Annotated in this window: 13 protein-coding genes; 7 read left to right on the top strand and 6 right to left on the bottom strand. The window is 68.3% G+C overall.

Annotated elements, in window-relative coordinates; all coding sequences use genetic code 11:
- Positions 1-127: 127 nt before the first annotated feature.
- The gene (gene gspE / locus ACP7AB_RS14290; protein ID WP_425992507.1) at positions 128-1,627 is read left to right on the top strand and encodes a type II secretion system ATPase GspE; all 1,500 of its coding nucleotides are present in this window, start codon (positions 128-130) and stop codon (positions 1,625-1,627) included.
- Positions 1,627-2,850 (top strand): type II secretion system F family protein, encoded by a 1,224-nt coding sequence (locus ACP7AB_RS14285; RefSeq protein ID WP_425992505.1) that lies wholly within the window; start codon positions 1,627-1,629, stop codon positions 2,848-2,850. Before gspE ends, ACP7AB_RS14285 begins: the two co-directional genes overlap by 1 nt.
- A 163-nt stretch (positions 2,851-3,013) precedes the next feature.
- Here ACP7AB_RS14285 and ACP7AB_RS14280 read toward each other — a convergent pair whose 3' ends face one another.
- Positions 3,014-3,772: a hypothetical protein gene (locus ACP7AB_RS14280; protein WP_425992503.1), complete on the bottom strand. Its 759-nt coding sequence runs from the start codon at positions 3,770-3,772 to the stop codon at positions 3,014-3,016.
- Between ACP7AB_RS14280 and ACP7AB_RS14275 the strand changes: the two genes are divergently transcribed.
- The 5 genes from ACP7AB_RS14275 to ACP7AB_RS14255 all read left to right on the top strand — a co-directional run bounded on the left by ACP7AB_RS14275 (position 3,751) and on the right by ACP7AB_RS14255 (position 11,650).
- Complete coding sequence (locus tag ACP7AB_RS14275) at positions 3,751-4,428, top strand: prepilin-type N-terminal cleavage/methylation domain-containing protein (RefSeq protein ID WP_425992501.1); 678 nt, start codon at positions 3,751-3,753, stop codon at positions 4,426-4,428. The genes ACP7AB_RS14280 and ACP7AB_RS14275 overlap by 22 nt on opposite strands.
- Positions 4,429-4,436: 8 nt before the next feature.
- Positions 4,437-5,264 (top strand): general secretion pathway protein GspK, encoded by an 828-nt coding sequence (locus ACP7AB_RS14270; protein WP_425992499.1) that lies wholly within the window; start codon positions 4,437-4,439, stop codon positions 5,262-5,264.
- 152 nt (positions 5,265-5,416) lie between these two features.
- The gene (locus ACP7AB_RS14265) at positions 5,417-8,272 is read left to right on the top strand and encodes a TonB-dependent receptor (RefSeq protein ID WP_425992497.1); all 2,856 of its coding nucleotides are present in this window, start codon (positions 5,417-5,419) and stop codon (positions 8,270-8,272) included.
- A 136-nt stretch (positions 8,273-8,408) separates the two neighbouring features.
- Positions 8,409-10,292, top strand: coding sequence for a hypothetical protein (locus ACP7AB_RS14260; protein WP_426046167.1), 1,884 nt, complete (start codon positions 8,409-8,411; stop codon positions 10,290-10,292).
- Positions 10,293-10,306: 14 nt separating this feature from the next.
- Positions 10,307-11,650, top strand: a complete 1,344-nt coding sequence (locus tag ACP7AB_RS14255; protein ID WP_425992495.1) for a pectate lyase family protein — start codon at positions 10,307-10,309, stop codon at positions 11,648-11,650.
- A 42-nt stretch (positions 11,651-11,692) separates the two neighbouring features.
- Here the strand turns inward: ACP7AB_RS14255 and ACP7AB_RS14250 are convergent, their stop codons facing one another.
- The 5 genes from ACP7AB_RS14250 to ACP7AB_RS14230 all read right to left on the bottom strand — a co-directional run bounded on the left by ACP7AB_RS14250 (position 11,693) and on the right by ACP7AB_RS14230 (position 17,907).
- A complete protein-coding gene (locus tag ACP7AB_RS14250; protein WP_425992493.1) occupies positions 11,693-11,974 on the bottom strand; it encodes a SemiSWEET family sugar transporter in 282 nt (93 codons plus the stop codon).
- Entirely contained in the window at positions 11,971-12,462 is a 492-nt protein-coding gene (locus tag ACP7AB_RS14245) for a low affinity iron permease family protein (protein WP_425992491.1), read from the bottom strand. The genes ACP7AB_RS14250 and ACP7AB_RS14245 overlap by 4 nt, the downstream gene beginning before the upstream one ends.
- A 68-nt stretch (positions 12,463-12,530) precedes the next feature.
- Positions 12,531-13,961 carry an amidase gene (locus ACP7AB_RS14240; protein WP_425992578.1) on the bottom strand — a complete coding sequence of 477 codons (1,431 nt, stop codon included), beginning with the start codon at positions 13,959-13,961 and terminating at the stop codon, positions 12,531-12,533.
- Positions 13,962-14,140: 179 nt separating this feature from the next.
- Positions 14,141-15,724 (bottom strand): amidase, encoded by a 1,584-nt coding sequence (locus ACP7AB_RS14235; protein ID WP_425992490.1) that lies wholly within the window; start codon positions 15,722-15,724, stop codon positions 14,141-14,143.
- Positions 15,661-17,907, bottom strand: coding sequence for a DPP IV N-terminal domain-containing protein (locus ACP7AB_RS14230; protein WP_425992488.1), 2,247 nt, complete (start codon positions 17,905-17,907; stop codon positions 15,661-15,663). The genes ACP7AB_RS14235 and ACP7AB_RS14230 overlap by 64 nt, the downstream gene beginning before the upstream one ends.
- Between the last annotated feature and the right edge of the window lies 1 nt (position 17,908).

Below are 17,908 nucleotides of genomic sequence, written 5' to 3'. Positions count from 1 at the left end.
CACCCCGGCGAAGGCCGGGGCCCGGATCACAGTGGCTGTCGGCCGGGATGAGCCGCCAGGCCTTCAGCCCCAACAATCCCGTTCGCCATCTGGACCCCGGCCTTCGCCGGGGTGCACGGAGGGGATGATGAGCCTCGCCGAAGACACTGCGACCCCGAGCGCCAGCCTCGCCTACGGTTTCGCCCGCCGGCGGGGCGCCATGATCCTGCGGCCTTCAGGAGAGGGGGGCGACCGCCCCGTCTGCCTGCACCGCCGCTCAGCGACGCTCGAGACCCTGCTGGAGGTCCGGCGCGTCAACGGCGCCGACATCGCCTTCGAGGCCGTGGACGACGACCGCTTCGATGCCATCCTGCGCGAACAGACCGGAGGCGAGGCCGCCCCCGCCGCCGACTATGCCGCCTCGGACGACGACCTCGCCGCCCTGGCCGAGGATGCCGCCGCCGTCGACGACCTGCTGGACAGCCGCGACGATGCGCCTGTCGTGCGCCTGATCAACGCCCTGCTGCTCCAGGCCATCCGCGACGGGGCCTCTGACATCCATATCGAGGCCGAAGAAAAACGGCTTGTCGTCCGCTTCCGCATCGACGGCGTCCTGCGCGAGGTGCTGCAGCCCGCACGCGCCCTGGCGCCGCTCCTGGTCAGCCGCATCAAGGTCATGGCCCGCCTGGACATCGCCGAGAAGCGGGTACCCCACGACGGCCGCGTGACCCTGCGCATCGGCGGCCTCGACGTCGACGTCCGCGTCTCGACCATCCCCTCCCAACACGGCGAGCGCGTCGTCCTGCGCCTGCTCGACCGGGGCTCGACCTCGCTCGATCTCGCCCAACTGGGCATGAGCGACCGCGACCTCGAGACCTTCGAGCGGATGATTACCCGTCCGCACGGCGTCATCCTGGTCACCGGCCCGACCGGCTCCGGCAAGACCACCACCCTCTATTCGGCCCTGACCCGGCTCAACGACCGCCGCCGCAACATCATGACGGTCGAGGACCCGATCGAATATGCGCTCGACGGCATCGGCCAGATGCAGGTCAACGCCCGCATCGACCTGACCTTCGCGCGGGGCCTGCGCGCCATCCTGCGTCAGGACCCGGACGTCATCATGGTCGGCGAGATCCGCGACCACGAGACGGCCGAGGTCGCCGTGCGCGCCTCCATGACCGGCCACCTGATGCTGTCGACCCTGCACACCAATACGGCGGTCGGCAGCGTGACCCGGCTGACCGACATGGGCGTCGAACGCTATCTGCTGGCCCCCATGCTGTCGGGCCTGATCGCCCAGCGGCTGGTCCGCCGCCTCTGCCCCCACTGCAAGGCCCCCGGCAAGGCGACCCAGGCCGACAGCGAGATGACCGGCGGCGTGGTCCCGGTCGGAGCCCGCATCTTCCGCCCCGTCGGCTGCCCCGAATGCCGGGGCGAGGGCTACAAGGGCCGGCTCGGCGTCTATGAGGTCATCGAGATCGACGGCGAGATGCAGCAGGCCATCCATGACGGCGTCGCCGAGGCCGACCTGATCCGCCTCGCCCGCCAGCGCGGCCCCGGCCTTCTGGAAGACGGCGCCGCCAAGGCCCTGGCCGGCGAGACCTCCGTCCAGGAAGTCGCCCGCGTGGTCCGGGAAGACGTCTGATGCCGGTCTATGCCTTCCAGGCGGTCGATGCCGAGGGCAGGCCGCACAAGGGGACCATCGAGGCCGCCTCCGACGTCGGCGCGCGCCAGCTGGTCCGCGACCGGGGCCTGCTCCCCACCGCCGTCGCCCTGGCCGGCGAGCGCCGCAAGACCGACCTGTCCAAGGGCATCGTCATCTTCCGGCAGGGCATCAGCTCCAAGACCCTGTCGGCCGTGACCCGCCAGCTCTCGACCCTGATCGGCTCGGACATCCGCATCGAGGAGGCGCTGCGCATCGCCGCCCAGCAGACCGAGGGCCAGCCCATCGGCGTGGTCCTGACCGACGTCCGCTCCGCCATCCTCGAGGGCCGCAGCTTCGCCGCCGCGTTGGGGCGTCATCCGAAGGTCTTCCCCGAATTCTACCGCGCCTCGATCGCGGCCGGCGAACAGTCGGGCAAGCTCTCGACCGTCCTCGCCCACCTGACCGAGTTCGTCGGCAATCAGGAGAAGGCGCGCCGCAAGGTCCAGCTGGCCCTGCTCTATCCGGCGCTGCTGGCCGGGGTGTCCCTGCTGATGATCACCCTGATGATGATCTATGTCGTGCCGGACATCGTGAAGGTGTTCGTCTCGCGCGGCGCCGAACTGCCCTTCCTGACCCGCGCCCTGATCGCCCTCTCGGCCTTCGTCCAGGCCTTCGGGGTCTATGTGCTGATCGCGCTCGTCATCGCCGGGATCGCGTGGAACCGCTGGCTGGCCGTACCCGCCAATGCCCGCCGCTTCGCCGAATTCCTGTTGAAGACCCCGCCCTTCGCCGGCTTCGTCCAGCACCTGAACGCCGCCCGGTTCGCGGGATCGCTGGCCACCCTCGTCCGCTCCGACGTGCCCCTGGTCGAGGCGCTTGAGGCCTCCGCCGCCGTCACCCCCAACCGCTTCGCCCGCGAACGCGCCCTGATGGTCGCCGCCCGCGTCCGCGAAGGCTCGTCCCTGCGCCGCGCCATGGCCGAGGCCGAGATCTTCCCGCCCCTGCTGCTGGCCATCGTCGCGGCCGGTGAACAGTCGGGCAAGCTCGGCCACGGCCTCGAACGCGCCGCCCAGGATCTGGAACAGGAGCTGGACAGCCTCGTCCAGGCCCTCGTCTCCCTGGTCGAGCCCGGCGTGCTTCTGGTGATGGGCGGGATCGTGCTGCTGATGGTCCTCGCCATCCTCATGCCGATCGTGAACCTCAACAACCTCGCCGGGCTGTGACTATCCTCCTCCACCGTGCACCCCGGCGAAGGCCGGGGTCCAGAGGGCGGACACCGTCCGGGGATCAGCAAATCAGGTGCGCGATCCCGGCCGTTCCGGTCTGTGATCTGGACCCCGGCCTTCGCCGGGGTGCACGGAAAGAGATGCAGCGGGTTTCGAGACCCTACAGAGACGTCTCGATCGACACCGGCGCCCCGACGCCGGGGATCAGGCCGACGCCGCCCGGCTCGATGGAGGCCGTCAGCCCGCCGTCCGCCTGCACCCGCGCCTTCATGACCTCGGCGGCCGTATCCGCCCGCGCGAACACGACCGTGGTCGCCGCACCGTCCGCCGAGACCGTCCCGTTCAGCGCCGGCAGAGGGGTCGCCGCCCCGCCGCCGGAGGGCGCGCAATCACCGGGCGAGACCGGGATCGTCCCCGCCCCTTCCGGCCTCCCCTTGAGCGACAGCCGCGCCACGTCGAACCGCATAACCGACGAACAGGCGAACGGCAGGCCCGGCGCTGCCGCATTGATCAGCCGCATAGACGCCGTCCCCTCCAGGTCGCGGACCAGCACCCGCCCCGGCCGCGCCAGAACCTGCGCCGTCGCCGCCGTGTCCGGCCCGCGCAGGGCCAGCCGCAGCGCCCCCGACAGATGCAGGATCGAAGAAAAGGGCATCACCGCCCAGCGCGCCCCGAACCCGCCCGGCATGGCCCGCTCTCCGGCCCAGACCGTCCCGACCGCCTGCCGCTCCCCGTTGGAGGAGTGGGCGACGATGATCTCGGACGGCGCCATGGCGATCACGCCGAGCGCATACGCCCCGGCCGCGACGCCGGCCAGCACCACGCGCCAGCGCGTCACCTTCACCGTCAGCCGCTCGAACTGAAATGCGCCCGCAGCCCGGCCGCCTTCGCCCTCGCGTGTCCTCCAGACCTTCAGCATCGTCGCGCCTCCCGTTCCGCGCCGCAGATACCACGGGTGCGGACGAAGCGAAGCGCCGTCGCAAAGGTTTCACCCTGATCGAGGTGCTGATCGCCATGGCCCTGTTCGCCCTCATCGGCGTGGCCGGCTTCACCCTGCTGAACAGCGTCCTGCGCACCCAGGACGCGACCGACACCCGGCTCGGCCGGATGGCGGAGATCCAGCGCGCCATGCTGGTCGTCTCCTCCGACCTCGACCAGATCACCGGCTCGCTGGGCGGCGGCGCCACCTCCCTGTCGTTGCAGAAGGCCGACATTACCGGCGGCATCGTCAATGTCCGCTACGACCTCAACGGCGACGCCCTGACCCGCACGATCACCGGCGCGGGCGGCGAGCGGGTTCAGACCCTGCTGACCCGGGTCTCTTCCCTGCGCTGGACCTTCCACCGCCGTCGCGGCGACTGGCTCGACGCCTGGCCCCAGCCGCAGCAGCCCGCCCTGCCCCTGATCGGCCCCGACGGCCGGCTCCTCGCGACCGGCCCCGCCCCTGACGAGGGCGTCACCGCCGTGGCGCTCGACATCACACTGACCGGTGTCGACGGCCAGCCGACCGCCACCCTGCGTCGCGTCGCCTCCATCCCGCTGATGGAGCCGGCGCCGCCGGTCGTTGCGCCATGAAGCTCAGGGTGACCCGCCGCGAGGGCATGATCCTTCTCAACGTCCTGCTGGTCCTGGCCGTCGCCAGCGTCGCGGTCCTGATCATGGTCTCGACCCAGGACATCGAGGTCCAGCGCTCCACCCGCCTGCGCGACGCCGCCCAGGCCAATGCCTACGCCCGCGCCGGAGAGCTGTCCGCCGTCACCACCCTGCGTCGCGACGCCCTCGTCGCCGCCGGAACGGATAACCTTTCAGAACCCTGGGCCCAGCTCGGCCAGCAGGCCATCGCCGTTCCCGGCGGCCGTTTCGCCCTGGCCATCGAGGACGAACAGTCCCGCTTCAACCTCAACGCGATGCAGTCCGGCGAGGCCGCCCCCATCGCCCTGTTCCAGGCCATCGGCGCCTCGCTCAATCTCGACCCGGCGTCCCTGATCCGCATCGCCTCGGTCGTCCGCGTCGCCGGCCCCCTGACCGACGACAGTCTGATCGTCGCCGCCGGAGTCCCGCGCGGCGACCTCGACCGGCTGGCCCCCTATGTCGTCATCCTTCCCGAGGACGCGACCATCAACCTGAACACCGTGGGCCTGCCCCTTCTGACCCTGGTGACGAAAGACCCCGAGGTCGCCGGCAAGCTGCTGGCGGTCCGGGCCCGCAACGGCCTGCTGAACCCCGCCGACCTCTCGACCGAAGGCGCCCCGTCCCTGCCCGGCACCGGCTTCACCTCGAACCACTACCGCGTCATCACCACCGTCACGGTCGGCGACGTGACCCAGGCGCTCGACAGCCGCATCGCCCGCATCCGCCGCGACCGTACGGTCGACGTGGTGGTGACGGGGCGCAAGCGCATGGCGGGGTAGGACCGACGGAAAAGATGGCTCGGTCCCTGCGACAGCAGGGAGGAGCCTGAAATGACACCGGTGGCACTTGACGTTTTCGATGACACCGGTATCACTTGGTGCCAGAAACCGAGAAACGTTTCATCAAGAAGCGACGGCAGGGGGAGAAGACGATGACTTTGAAGGGGATTCTGTGCGCCTCGGTGGCGGCTTGGGCTTTCGGCCCCGTAGCGAACGCACAAACCGCCGGTCAAACCGAACAGGCGACCGCGCTGGACGAGATCGTCGTGACCGGCTTCCGCCGTTCGCTTCAGGCCGCCATTGCGGTCAAGCGGAATGAAAACTCGATCGTTGACTCCATCAGCGCCGAGGATATCGCCGATTTCCCCGATCTCAATCTCGCGGAATCGCTCCAGCGAGTCCCCGGGGTCCAGATCGACCGCGACGGCGGCGAGGGACGATCGATCAACGTCCGGGGCCTCAGCTCTGACTTCGTCCGGGTGCGCCTGAACGGCCTTGAGGCACTCGCGACCACCGGCGGGCGCGATCAGGGCCGGGCCAACCGGAACCGCGGCTTCGACTTCAACGTCTTCGCGTCCGAGCTGTTCAACAGCATCACCGTGCGGAAGTCCCAGGAGGCCTCTGTCAACGAAGGCTCACTGGGGGCCACTGTTGATCTCCAGACCGCCCGTCCGTTCGACTACTCCGGCTTCACCTTCGCCGCCGGCACCCAGGCGACCTATAATGACCTGTCGGAGAACACCGGCCCTCGCGCGACCATGCTGATCAGCAACCGCTGGCTGGACGGCCGCCTGGGCGCGCTGGTCTCGGCGGCCTACAGCAACCGGAACACCTTTGAGGACGGGTCCAGTTCCGTAGGCTTCCGTGTCCCGGCTGACGACGGTTGCGTGCCGACGACGGTCGCCGGAGTGATCACCTCCTACGTCAACACCACCCGCTGCTATCAGTCGGTCGGAACCATCACGACAGCGGACGGCCGCACCCTGACCGGGCTGGCAGCGCAACAGGCCGCGCATCTCGCCGCCCATCCCCGCATCCCCCGGTATGGCCGGATCAGCTATGATCGTGAGCGTCTGGGGGTCACCGGATCCATTCAGTTCGATGTCACGGACCGGACACGCCTCACGCTGGACTCGCTCTACGCCAAGCTGGACCAGACCCGGAACGAGGAATTCCTCGAGATCATCAGCCCCGCACGGGAAGCCGGGGTCCAGGGCTTCCGGGCCATGGACCTGGTCCGGGGCCGGATCGACAACAACAACACCCTGATCGCAGCGACCTTTGACGACGTCGACGCCCGGACCGAACAGCGGATCGACGTTCTGTCCACCGAGTTCACACAGAACGCCCTGACGCTGACCCATGAGTTCAATGACCGCTTCCGCTTCCGTGGTCTGATCGGCAGCTCCGAGGCTATCGGATCCAACCCCCAGCAGACGACGGTGTCCTTCGACCGTTACGACGTGGACGGATACAGCTATGACTATTCGGGCGACATCAACGTCCCGGCGATCAGCTACGGGTTCGACGTCAGCAACCCTGCAAGCTGGTCGCTCAGCCCTTCGGCGACCCTTGGTGATGCCTCGATCATCCGCCTGCGTCCGAACCGGACCGAGAACACCTACGACACCATCGAGGCCGAGTTCACCTACGATCTGAACGATAGCCTGACCATTCACGCCGGCGCGTCGCAAAAGGAGTTCGGGTTTGCGGTGGAAGAGAACCGCAAGGCGGTCGAGGCCGTGCCGGCTTCCGCCCTTGCGTTGCTGGCTGCTCGCGGCGTCACGATCGACCAGTACTCGACCACGGTGTCCAGCCTCAACCGGGGCTCCCTGACATTGCCAGGGGGCACTCCGACGAGCTGGGTTATCCCGGACATCGCCCGCCTTGATGCCCTGATCGGGTACAGCTGCAACTGCGTCAACGATTTCGGAGATTTCCGCGTGACGCCATTTGCGGGCGAAACGCGTTCCGTGTCCGAGGCCTCCAAAGGTTTGTTTTTGCAAGCAGATTTCCAGGCCGCGCTCTGGAACATGCCGGTTCGAGGCAACCTCGGCGTCCGGTATGTCGAGACTGAGGTCAATACGACCGGCCTGCTGGGCACGCGCACTTTGAACCTGACCAACACCTACGAAGACACCCTGCCGGCCCTGAACGTCTCAATTGAGCCGGTCGAAGACCTGATCGTCCGTTTTGCTGCCGCCAAGGTCATGGCGCGCCCGGCATTGAACCAGCTGACCCCCGGCGGCTCTGTGGCCCAGGGAGTGGCGGATGTGACCCTGACGGTCGGCAACCCGTTCCTCGATCCCATCCGCGCCACCAACTACGACCTCAGCGTGGAATGGTATCCCTATGACGAGGCCCTGTTCAGCTTCGCCCTGTTCCACAAGTCGATCGACTCCTTTGTCCAGACGACACGCGAACGCCTACCCTTCTCCCAGACCGGCTTCCCGAACGACATCCTGCCGGCCGGCGTGTCGCCCTCGTCGGACGTCATCTTCACCTCCAGCCGCAACACGCCCGGCGGCGACCTGGACGGGTTCGAGATCACCCTGCAGACACCGTTCAACTTCCTGCCCGCGCCGTTCGAAGGCTTCGGCGGACTGTTCAACTACACCCAGGTCGAATCCGAGATCGAATACATCGTCAGCGCCACCCTCGGCACCACCACCCGCCAGCCCATCGTGGGCCAGTCGCCGAAATCATGGAGCGCCACCCTCTACTACGAGAACGGGCCGTTCGAGGCGCGCGTCTCGACGACCTACCGAGACGAGTATCTGATCCGGGTTCCGGGGGCGAACAGCAATGACGTCGAGGGCAAGGCTGAATCGACCAACGTCGATTTCTCCATGTCCTACGACATCGGCGACAGCCTGACCGTCTCGCTGGAAGGCATCAACCTGACCGACCAGTACGACGAACGCTGGATCAACAGCCAGCGCCAGAACAACCTGAACTACGAACACACCGGCCGCGAGTTCGTGTTCGGGGTTCGATACAAATACTGAGCCGACACGCGATGACGATCCCTCTCCTGCGCTTTGCCTCCTGAAGCGACTCAGCCGGTGCCCCTGTGGTCAGGACCACGGCACCGGCATATCTTTCCATTCCCCGACCGGCCGCCAGATTGGGAACAATAGCCAGATGAAGCCGGGCCTTTCCCTCGCATGCGCCTCGGTGGCGGCACTCCTCGTTGCGGGCTGCATGACGCCCTCGTCTGGCCGCGACATGGCGGCTCGGGTCACCATCCCAGCGGCCATGAACCAGACCGTCACACAACGCCTCTCGCCACAGGTCGAGGCGCTGCTGGTTCGACTAATGGCCGAGCGCCGCGAGATGGTTATCGATGGTCAGCCCGTGTTCGGGGTGACCGACAAATTCCTGCCCGGAAAGATCGCAGTCGGCATGGCCAACCTCATCCTCGAGACGTCAGCCGACGATCCGCGACGATCCGCCTATATCGAGGGGTTCCGTGATCTTGCCGCCCTCACCGTGGCGGACGTGAACACGGAATGGGGCATCTACTATTCGCTGCTGGCCCTGAATCGACTGCAACAGGCGGGCCTTCTCGCGGACGCCGTTGATCCCGTAACCTTGGCCCGGCTCAGGACGCAACTCGACTGGCGCAGCTTTGTTCGCGAAAGCGACCTGACCCTGATCGATCTGCCGAACAACTACTACGGCGTCGCCTACAGTGTGGCACAGTTGCGGAACCTCCTCGGCTGGGAAGACGCCCGCGCGGCCGACGCCCTGCTGGACAAGACGCTGGCCCACTATTCGACCTACTCGGACTTCGGCTTCGCGGACGAGACCGACGGTCAGGGGCGGTTCGACCGCTACAGCGTCCTGCTCATCGGCGAGATCGCCCAGCGGTTCATCGACGTGGGGCGCGAGCCGCCCGAACAGGTCAAGGCGTGGTTGCGTCTGTCGGCCGACCTGGTTCTGCTGCGGGCCGGACCAGACGGCGACGGATTCGAATACGGTCGTTCGATCGGAGCCTATGGCGAGACCGCCATGCTGGAGGTCCTGACCGCCGCCGCCGTTCTCGGGGTGCTCAGTCCCGAGGAAATGGATGTCGCCTATGCCCTGTCCAGCGCCATCACCGCCCGTTACATGGACTTCTGGGTGGACCCCGACACCGGATCGGTGAACCTGTGGGACGAGGGCCGGCGCACCGACGCCTATCGCGGCAAGCACCGCATTCTCGGCGAGAACCTGAGCCTCGCGCGTCAGCACGTCTATACCAACGCCCTTTGGAACCGCCTCGGTTACGAGGACCGCACCCCGACCGCCGACCTCGCCGCCTGGCGGCGCTCCCGGCCCCGGTCCACCCTGACCTGGTTTGATCGGGGCGTTCACGACCGGGCCCTGCTGACGGTGATCGACGGCCCGCGACTGTTCGGTCTGCCGATCGTGAACGGCGGGCCGACCCAGCATATGAACAACCCCTATTTTCCGATCCCCTTCTCGCCCGGCCTGATCGCCGGATCGCCCGACGCGAGCTTTCCCCAGCTGATCACCCGTGTGACCCTCGCCGACGGCAGCGTCCTGCAGCCGCTCGCCTGGCTGTCGGAGGTCTCGCATAGCGAGGACGGCGACATCGTCCGGCTCGACGTCCGGCAGTCGGCCATGGACCGCATGGGCGAGACGGCGCCGGTCGCCGACGACCGCATCAGCGCCTTGACCCGCTACCGCTTCGCCCCGGGAGAGGTCGCCCGCCACGACACCTATGCAGCCCGCGAGGGGACCGGACCGGTGAATCTGGATTTCGAGTTCGCTGCCTTCCAGCCTGTGACCTCGGTCCGGCGGGACGGGGCCGGCTGGCGCATCGCCTACAGCGGCGGACCGCTGGAGGGCCTCACCGTCTCGGGGCTGGAAACCTGTGCGACGGCTCCCCTCGGCCCCGAGTATCAGACGCCGACCGGACCCTTCCGCAGCGTCGTGCGCTGCAGCAGCCGCGCACGCGACACCTCGATCCCGCTCGATCTGGGCTGGACACTCACCTACGCCGACATCGCCGGCCGCTGAAGCCCGGATCGCCCATGTCCCTGCCCGGCCTGCTGGCCCTTCTCGCCCTCGCCCCGCTCGCGCCCGGCGAGCCGGCACCTGCGGAAATTCCCGCCTTCCCCGGCGCCGAAGGGGCCGGGCGGCTGGCGCTCGGCGGGCGTGGCGGCGCGGTCCTGCGGGTCACCAACCTGAACGATTCGGGCCCGGGCAGCCTGCGCGCCGCGGTCGAGACAGACGGACCGCGCACGGTCGTATTCGACATCGGCGGCACGATCCGGCTGGCGACACCACTACGCATCCGCGAGCCGCGCCTCACCCTCGCCGGACAGACCGCGCCCGGCGGCGGCATCACCCTGCGCGGCCAGCCCCTGCTGATCTCGGCCGACGACGTCGTGATCCGCTATGTCCGTTCGCGTCTCGGCGACGAGGACGGGGTCGAGACCGACGCGGTCACCATCGACCGGGGCCAGCGCATCATCCTGGACCACGTGTCGGCCTCCTGGTCCGTGGACGAGACCCTGTCGATCGGCAGCCGCGACCGGGTCATCGACGCCGTCACCGTCCAGTGGTCGATCATCGCCGAGAGCCTGAACCTGTCCGCCCATTCGAAGGGCGACCACGGCTATGGCTCGCTGGTGCGCGGCAATCGCGGCGCCCGCTTCACCTTCCACCACAACCTGTGGGCCGCCCACCGCGCCCGGATGCCGCGCCCCGGCAACTATCTGACGCCCGACATCGATCCGGTCGGGCCCCGCTTCGAGTTCAGCAACAACGTCTTCTACGACTGGGGCCAGGGTCACGCCGGCTACAACTCCGACAAGGACCCGGCGACGGTCTCGACCTATGTCTTCGCCGGCAACGCCTACAGGCGCGGCCCGGACTCCACCGGCGCGGTGATCTTCGAGGAAGAATCGACGGCGGCTCACGCCTGGTTCGAGGGCAACAGCATCGACGGCGTCGTGCCGGCCGATCCCTGGGCGCCGGTCACGGGCGACGACACGCCCGGCTATCGTCTGACCGCCCTGCCCGACTGGGCCATGGGCGCAACCGAAACAGCGGATCAGGCCTTCGCGTCGGTGCTGGCCGGGGCCGGGGCCGGGGCCGGGGCCGGCGCCTCCCATGCCCGGGATGCCGTGGACGCGCGCATCCTCGCCGGCGTCGTCGACGGCACGGGCCGGATCATCAACAGCCAGACCGACGTCGGCGGTTGGCCCGATCTCGCCCCCGGCCGCCCCTGGACCGACACGGATGGCGACGGCATGCCCGACGCCTGGGAGACCGCCAATGGCCTTGATCCGGCCACGGCCGATGGCGCGGTCGACCGCGACGGCGACGGGTTCACCAATCTGGAAGACTGGTTGAACAGCCTGGTCCAATGACTTCCGAGCATCCCCGCCTTCGCGGCGATGCTCGGAAGAAGGTCAATTTTCCTGCGGATCCCCGTCCCGGAATCGCCACTTCATCGTCAGCACCCCCGCCGCCATCACCAGCGCCGCCGCATTGGCGACGATGATCGGCCACGCGTGACTCAGCACGCCATAGGCCACCCACAGCATGAAACAGATCACCGTCAGGGAATAGGTTTTCAGCGACACCGACGAGGCTTCCCGCGCCTTCCAGATCTTGATCATCTGCGGCGCGAAACTGACGATCGAACAGGCCGCCGCCGCCGTGCCGAAGACATTGGCCAGCAGATCGCTCACGACTTGGCGACCTTTCCGGCCGACGCTCTGGCGGGGCTCTTCTTCGGCGAAGCCTTGGCCGGCTGCTCAGCCTCTATGTCCTCGGCCCGCTTTCCGCGCGGACCGGGTATCGGACCGGGCGCCTTGCCGGACTGCACCCGCATGCCGCGCTTCTCGACCTCCTCCAGGATGGCGTCCAGTTCCGCCTCGGTCAGGTGCTCGATGCCGATGAAGCGGCTGTCCGCCCGTTTCACCGCATAGACCAGCTCGTCCAGCTTGGCCTGCATCGCCGCCCCGTCGCGGTTCTGGGTGTTCTGGATCAGGAACACCATCAGGAAGGTGATGATGGTCGTGCCGGTATTGATCACCAGCTGCCAGGCCTCGCTGAACTTGAAGATCGGCCCGGTGGTCGCCCAGACCACCACGATCGCCAGACAGGCGATAAAGGTCCACGGCTTGCCCGCCACCTTGGCGGTCAGGGTGGCGAAACGAACGAACAGCTTTTCCATGGCGGACAAAGTGCACCGCCCGGGGTCAGGTTCCCAGATCAGCTATCGGATTCAGCGCGTCGAGACGATCAGGGCTGCGCCACCACCGGCGCCAGCACCGAGGCCACCTCCCCCAGGTCGTCAACGGATCGACGCATGACGGCGGGCCTGAATGCATGGGTCGCCTGCTCGAAGGCGTAGCCGAGCGACAGGATGCGCGCGTCGTCCCACTTCGCCCCGATGAAGCTCAGCCCCACGGGCAAGCCCTGCACGAACCCCATCGGCACGGTCAGATGCGGATAGCCCGCGACCGCCGGCAGCGTCGACGCCGCGCCCAGGTAGTGGTCGCCGTTGACCACATCGATCGACCACGCCGGTCCGACCGTCGGAGCGACCAGGGCCACGACCGCGTTCCGGCTCAGCAGCCGGTCGATCCCCTCGACTCCCGCCAGCCTCAGCGAGGTCTCGCGCGCCGAGATATATTCCGGACCGTTCAGCCCCCGCGTCGCCTCGGCCTCGATGAAAGTCTCCTGCCCGAACAGAGCCATCTCGCGCGGCGTGGCGATATTGAAGGCGATGACATCGGCCAGGGTCCGGGTGCGGACCTGCGCCGGGTCGGTCGAGGCCAGATAGGCGTTCAGGTCGGCCTTCAGCTCGTAGTGCAGCACGGTCGTCTCGGCCTCGCCGATGGCGTCCATGTCCGGCCCGTCGGTGATGTCGATCAGAACGGCTCCGGCATCGCGCAGGGCCTGCAGCGTCCGTTCGAACACCGCATCGGTGCCGGGCGAATAGCCGGTCAGGAACCGCGCCACCCCGATCCGCGTCCCGCGCAGCGAACCGGCGTCGAGAGCCGCCCGGAAGTCGGTCTTCCTCGCATCCGCCTCGGCTGTCGCCGGATCGGCCGGGTCGCTGCCGGCGATGACCGACAGCACGATGGCCGCATCCTCGACGGTGCGCGTCATCGGCCCGGCCGTGTCCTGCGAATGGCTGATCGGCACGATGTGCGTACGTGACACCATCCCGACTGTGGGCTTGAAGCCGACGATGCCGTTGATCGCGGCTGGGCAGACGATCGACCCGTCCGTCTCCGTCCCGATGGCCGCGGGGGCCAGTCCCGCCGCCACCGCCGCGCCGGAGCCCGAGGACGAGCCGCAGGTGTTGCGGTCCAGCGCATGCGGATTGCGCGTCAGGCCGCCCACCCCGCTCCATCCGGACACCGAGGCCGACGAGCGGATGTTGGCCCACTCCGACAGGTTGGTCTTGCCCAGGATGACCGCGCCCGCCGCTCTCAGCCGCGCGACCAGAGGCGCGTCCCGCCCCGGCGCGTTGTCGAGCAGCGCCATCGACCCGGCGGTCGTCGGCATGTCGGCCGTCTCGATATTGTCCTTGAGCAGGATCGGCACGCCGGACAGGGGGCCCGGCGCGAACACGCCCGGCTCCATCCCTTCGAGATCGCTGACCGCGATCACAGCGTTGATGGGTTGATCCGATCCGACCCCGGTGGAGGCGATCAGCGCCATCGAGGCGCTCAATGCATCCGACGCCAGCGTCGGGTCCGCGATCAGAGCGGCCACGGTCGGCGGCTGGTATCGGGGAGCGTCCTGACCCAGATCCCAGGTGCCGTCGCCATTGGGCGTGGCGCATCCCGTCAGTGTCAGGGCGGCCAAGGTGAGGCCGAAAACCAGTCCGCGCCGGATCATCATTGTGCGTCCTGACCGGCGCGGGCCCGTTCGCCCGGCGCCCGTCGCGCCATCGTCTTCTGCTCGAAGGCATAGCCCAGCGACAGCACGGTCGCGTCCTGCCAGGCGCCGGCCATGAAGCTGATGCCGACAGGCATGCCGCGATCCATCCCCATCGGGACGGTCAGGTGCGGATAGCCGGCGACGGCCGCGAGCGTGCTCGCCGACCCCTGCCCCTCGTCCTGATCGTCGCGGTCGTTGGTCCAGGCCCGCGAGGTCGTCGGCGAGACCAGGGCCACGACGCGGTTCTCGGCCATCATCCGGTCGATCCCCTCGACGCCGGCCAGCCTCAGCGAGGTCTCCCGCGCCGTGACATAGGCCGGGTCCTCCAGCCCCCCGGTCGCCTCGGCCCGTTCGAACAGCTCTTGTCCGAACAGCACGGTCTCGCGCGGTTCGGCCGCGTTGAAGGCGATGACCTCGGCCAGGGTTCGTGTCGGCACCTGTTCCGGGTCGGTCGAGGCCAGATAGGCGTTCAGATCGACCTTCAGCTCGGTCAGCAGGACCGTCAGCTGCGCCCCGCCTATGGCCCGCATGTCCGGCCCCTCGGTGATCTCGACCAGCTCGGCGCCGGCGTCGCGCATGGCCTGCAGCGACCGCTCGAACGCCGCCTTCGTATCGTCGGAGAAGTTGTTGGCCATGAACCGCAGCACCCCGATCCGCGCGCCTCGCAGGGAGTCCGCATCGAGGGCGGCGACATAGTCGACCTTGCGCGTGTCCGCCTCGGCCGTCGCGGCATCCATAGGGTCCGAGCCGGCGATGGCGGTCAAGACCAGGGCCGCATCATGCACCGTGGTGGCGATGGGGCCGGCGGTGTCCTGGGAATGGCTGATCGGCACGATATGGGTGCGGCTGACCAGACCCACGGTCGGCTTGAACCCGACGACGCCGTTGACCGAGGCCGGGCAGACGATGGAGCCGTTGGTCTCCGTGCCGATGGCGACGGGCGCCAGTCCGACGGCGACCGCGACCGCGCTGCCCGACGAGGAGCCACAGGCCGTCCGCGTCGTGTCATAGGGATTGGGCGTCAGACCGCCGACCGCACTCCAGCCGCTGATCGACCGGGTCGAGCGGATGTTGGCCCATTCCGACAGATTGGTCTTGCCGAGGATGAAGAAGCCCGCATCCCGCAGCCGGGTCACCAGGGGCGCATCCCGGCCCGGCGCATTGTTCGCCAGCGCCAGCGACCCCGCCGTCGTCGGCATGTCCGCCGTCTCGATATTGTCCTTCAGCAGGATCGGCAGGCCCGCCGCCTCGCTGGCGCCGTAGGCGACCGCATCCGCCGTGGCCGCCCAGCGGATCACCGCATGCGAGGTCATCGCGTCACGCTGACACGCAGAGATCACCAGCCCCGCCGCGACCCCGGCTTCGCCGCCGTTGAGCGGCGTCAGGCCGGCGCAATGCGCCTCCGCCTCCGCCGCCTGCGCGGCCAGGATCGGCGCCGTGTCCTGCGCGACCGCCGGCGCCGTGAACCCGGCGAGGATCAGTCCGCCAAGGGCGCCCGCGATCCGATCGTGCGGTCGAGGAAGTCGAGATACATGCGCCATTGTTGCAGCTGCCTGTCGTTGCCCCGCACGCCGTGCCGCTGCCCGGGATAGAGCATCAGTTCGAACGGGATGGATTTGGACTGAAGCGCGTCGATGACCCGCGTCGAGTTTTCGAGAATGACGTTGTCGTCCGCCATGCCGTGCATCAGCAGAAGCCGGCCGGTCAGTTTATCGAGACGCGGAATGGCGTCCGACGCGGCATAGCCTTCGGGGTTGGCCTCCGGCGTCGACATGAACCGCTCAGTGTAGTGGGTGTCATAGAGGCTCCACTCCGTCGGCGGCGCCCCGGCGATGGCCGACGCCAGCCCCATTTCCGGCTCGGTCAGCGCCATCAGGCTCATGAACCCGCCATAGGACCAGCCCATCATGGCGATGCGCCTGTCGTCCACGTAACGCAGCGATCTCAGATAGTTGGCTGCCAGAACCTGATCCTCGACCTCAACCGTTCCCATCTGCCGGTACAGCGACTGTTTGAACGCCGCCGAACGGTCGCCCTCACCCCGATTGTCGAGACGGAAGACGATATATCCCGCCTCGGTCAACAGTTGATTGGTCGTTGACTGCCAGCTGCGTTTCACTCCGGCTCCGGTGCTGGGGCCGCCGTAGACCTGCATCACAACCGGATAGGTCCGGGTTGGATCGAAGTCGGGCGGCGTCTGCATGCGCCAGACCAGGGTCTCGCCGTGGCTCTCCAGCGTGCCGAACTCCGGCGCCCGAGTCCGCGCTGCGAACGGGAAGAAGGGATGCCCCTCGGCCAGCCGGTTCTCTTCGATCCAGCGCACCCGCGTCCCGTCGATCCGGTACAGGGCCGACTGCGGCGGCGTCACCGGATCGGAATAGTCGCCGACATAGGCCGTGGCCGTCCGGTTGACCGAAGCGCTCCACCATCCGCCCGCCGGGGTGATCGCCACGGGCGTGGCCGCCCGGTTCATGTTGGCGCGAAACAACTGCTGCTCGATCGGCAACTCGCGCCCGTCGCGCATCGAGGCGGTGAAGAAGACCTCGCCCGTCCGCTCGTTGACGCCGTTCAGCGCCTTGACCGGCCAGTCGCCCGAGGTGATCGCCCGGATCTTCGTGCCGTCGGCGTTGTACAGATACAGGTGCCGCCAGCCGGTGCTCTCGTCCGACCAGATGAACCGGCCGTCGCTCAGGGCCTTGAAATCGTCGGTCAGATCGACCCAGGCGTCCGAGGTCTGGGTCGCGATCACCTGCGATGCGCCCGTCGTCGGATCGACGCGCAGCAGGTCCAGCGTCTGCTGGTCCCGTGACTGGCGCTGGACGTAGAGAGTCCGCCCGTCCTTCGACCAGTTTACCCGGCCCAGATAGATGTCGGTGTCAGCCCCCAGGTCGACCTTGACCCGACGTCCGGCCGCGACCTCCTGCACATAGAGTTCGACCACGGCGTTCGGCCGCCCGGCGCGCGGGTAGCGCTGCTCGACCACACTCGCGCCGCCGCCGGTGATGTCGAGACGGGGGACGATATCGACGGGCGTCTCGTCGGTCCGTTGCAGGGCGATGTAGGTCTCGTCCGGGCTCCACCAGTAGCCGGTGTCGCGGTCCACCTCCTCCTGGGCTATGAACTCCGCCGTCGCCCAGGTGATCAGGCCGTCGCCTTCGGTGGTGATTGCCTGCTCGGCGCCCGAGGCCAGGTTCATGACCACCAGATCCTGATCGCGCACGAAGGAGACGTAGTTCCCCTCCGGCGACACCTTGGCGTCGATCTCGTCGGCCTCGGTCTCGGTCAGGCGGCGAATCCCGCCCCCTTCCCGGCTGGCCAGGAAGATGTCGCCTTCCAGAGGCGCGAGAATATAGCGCCCCTGTTCGTCCCAGGAATATTCGACCACGCCGCGCTGGGAGATGCGCATCCGCTCGCGCCGCGCCTTCTCGGCCTCGGACAGTTCGCCGGCGTCGGGGACCAGGGCCCGCGCGTCGATCAGCTTGAACGGCTCGCCCGCTCCGGTCGGCGCGGCCCACAGGTCCAGCACCGAAACATCGTCCTCACGCGCCCTCAGGAAGGCGACCAGTTCGCCGTCGGGCGACAGGCTGACCCCTTGGGCGACCGGGCCGTTCAGGCTGGGGTTGGCGAACACCCGCTCCGGCGTCAGCACGGCGGGGTTGGCGGACTGGGCGAAGGCCGAACCGGCCGTCAGGGCGAAGACGGAAGCAAGAAGAACTGTGCGCATG

Source organism: Brevundimonas sp. TWP3-1-2b1 (assembly GCF_049896165.1).
Taxonomy (GTDB): Bacteria; Pseudomonadota; Alphaproteobacteria; order Caulobacterales; family Caulobacteraceae; genus Brevundimonas; species Brevundimonas subvibrioides_B.
Note: the sequence above shows the minus strand (reverse complement) of the source record. Positions and strands in the feature narration are given on the sequence as shown.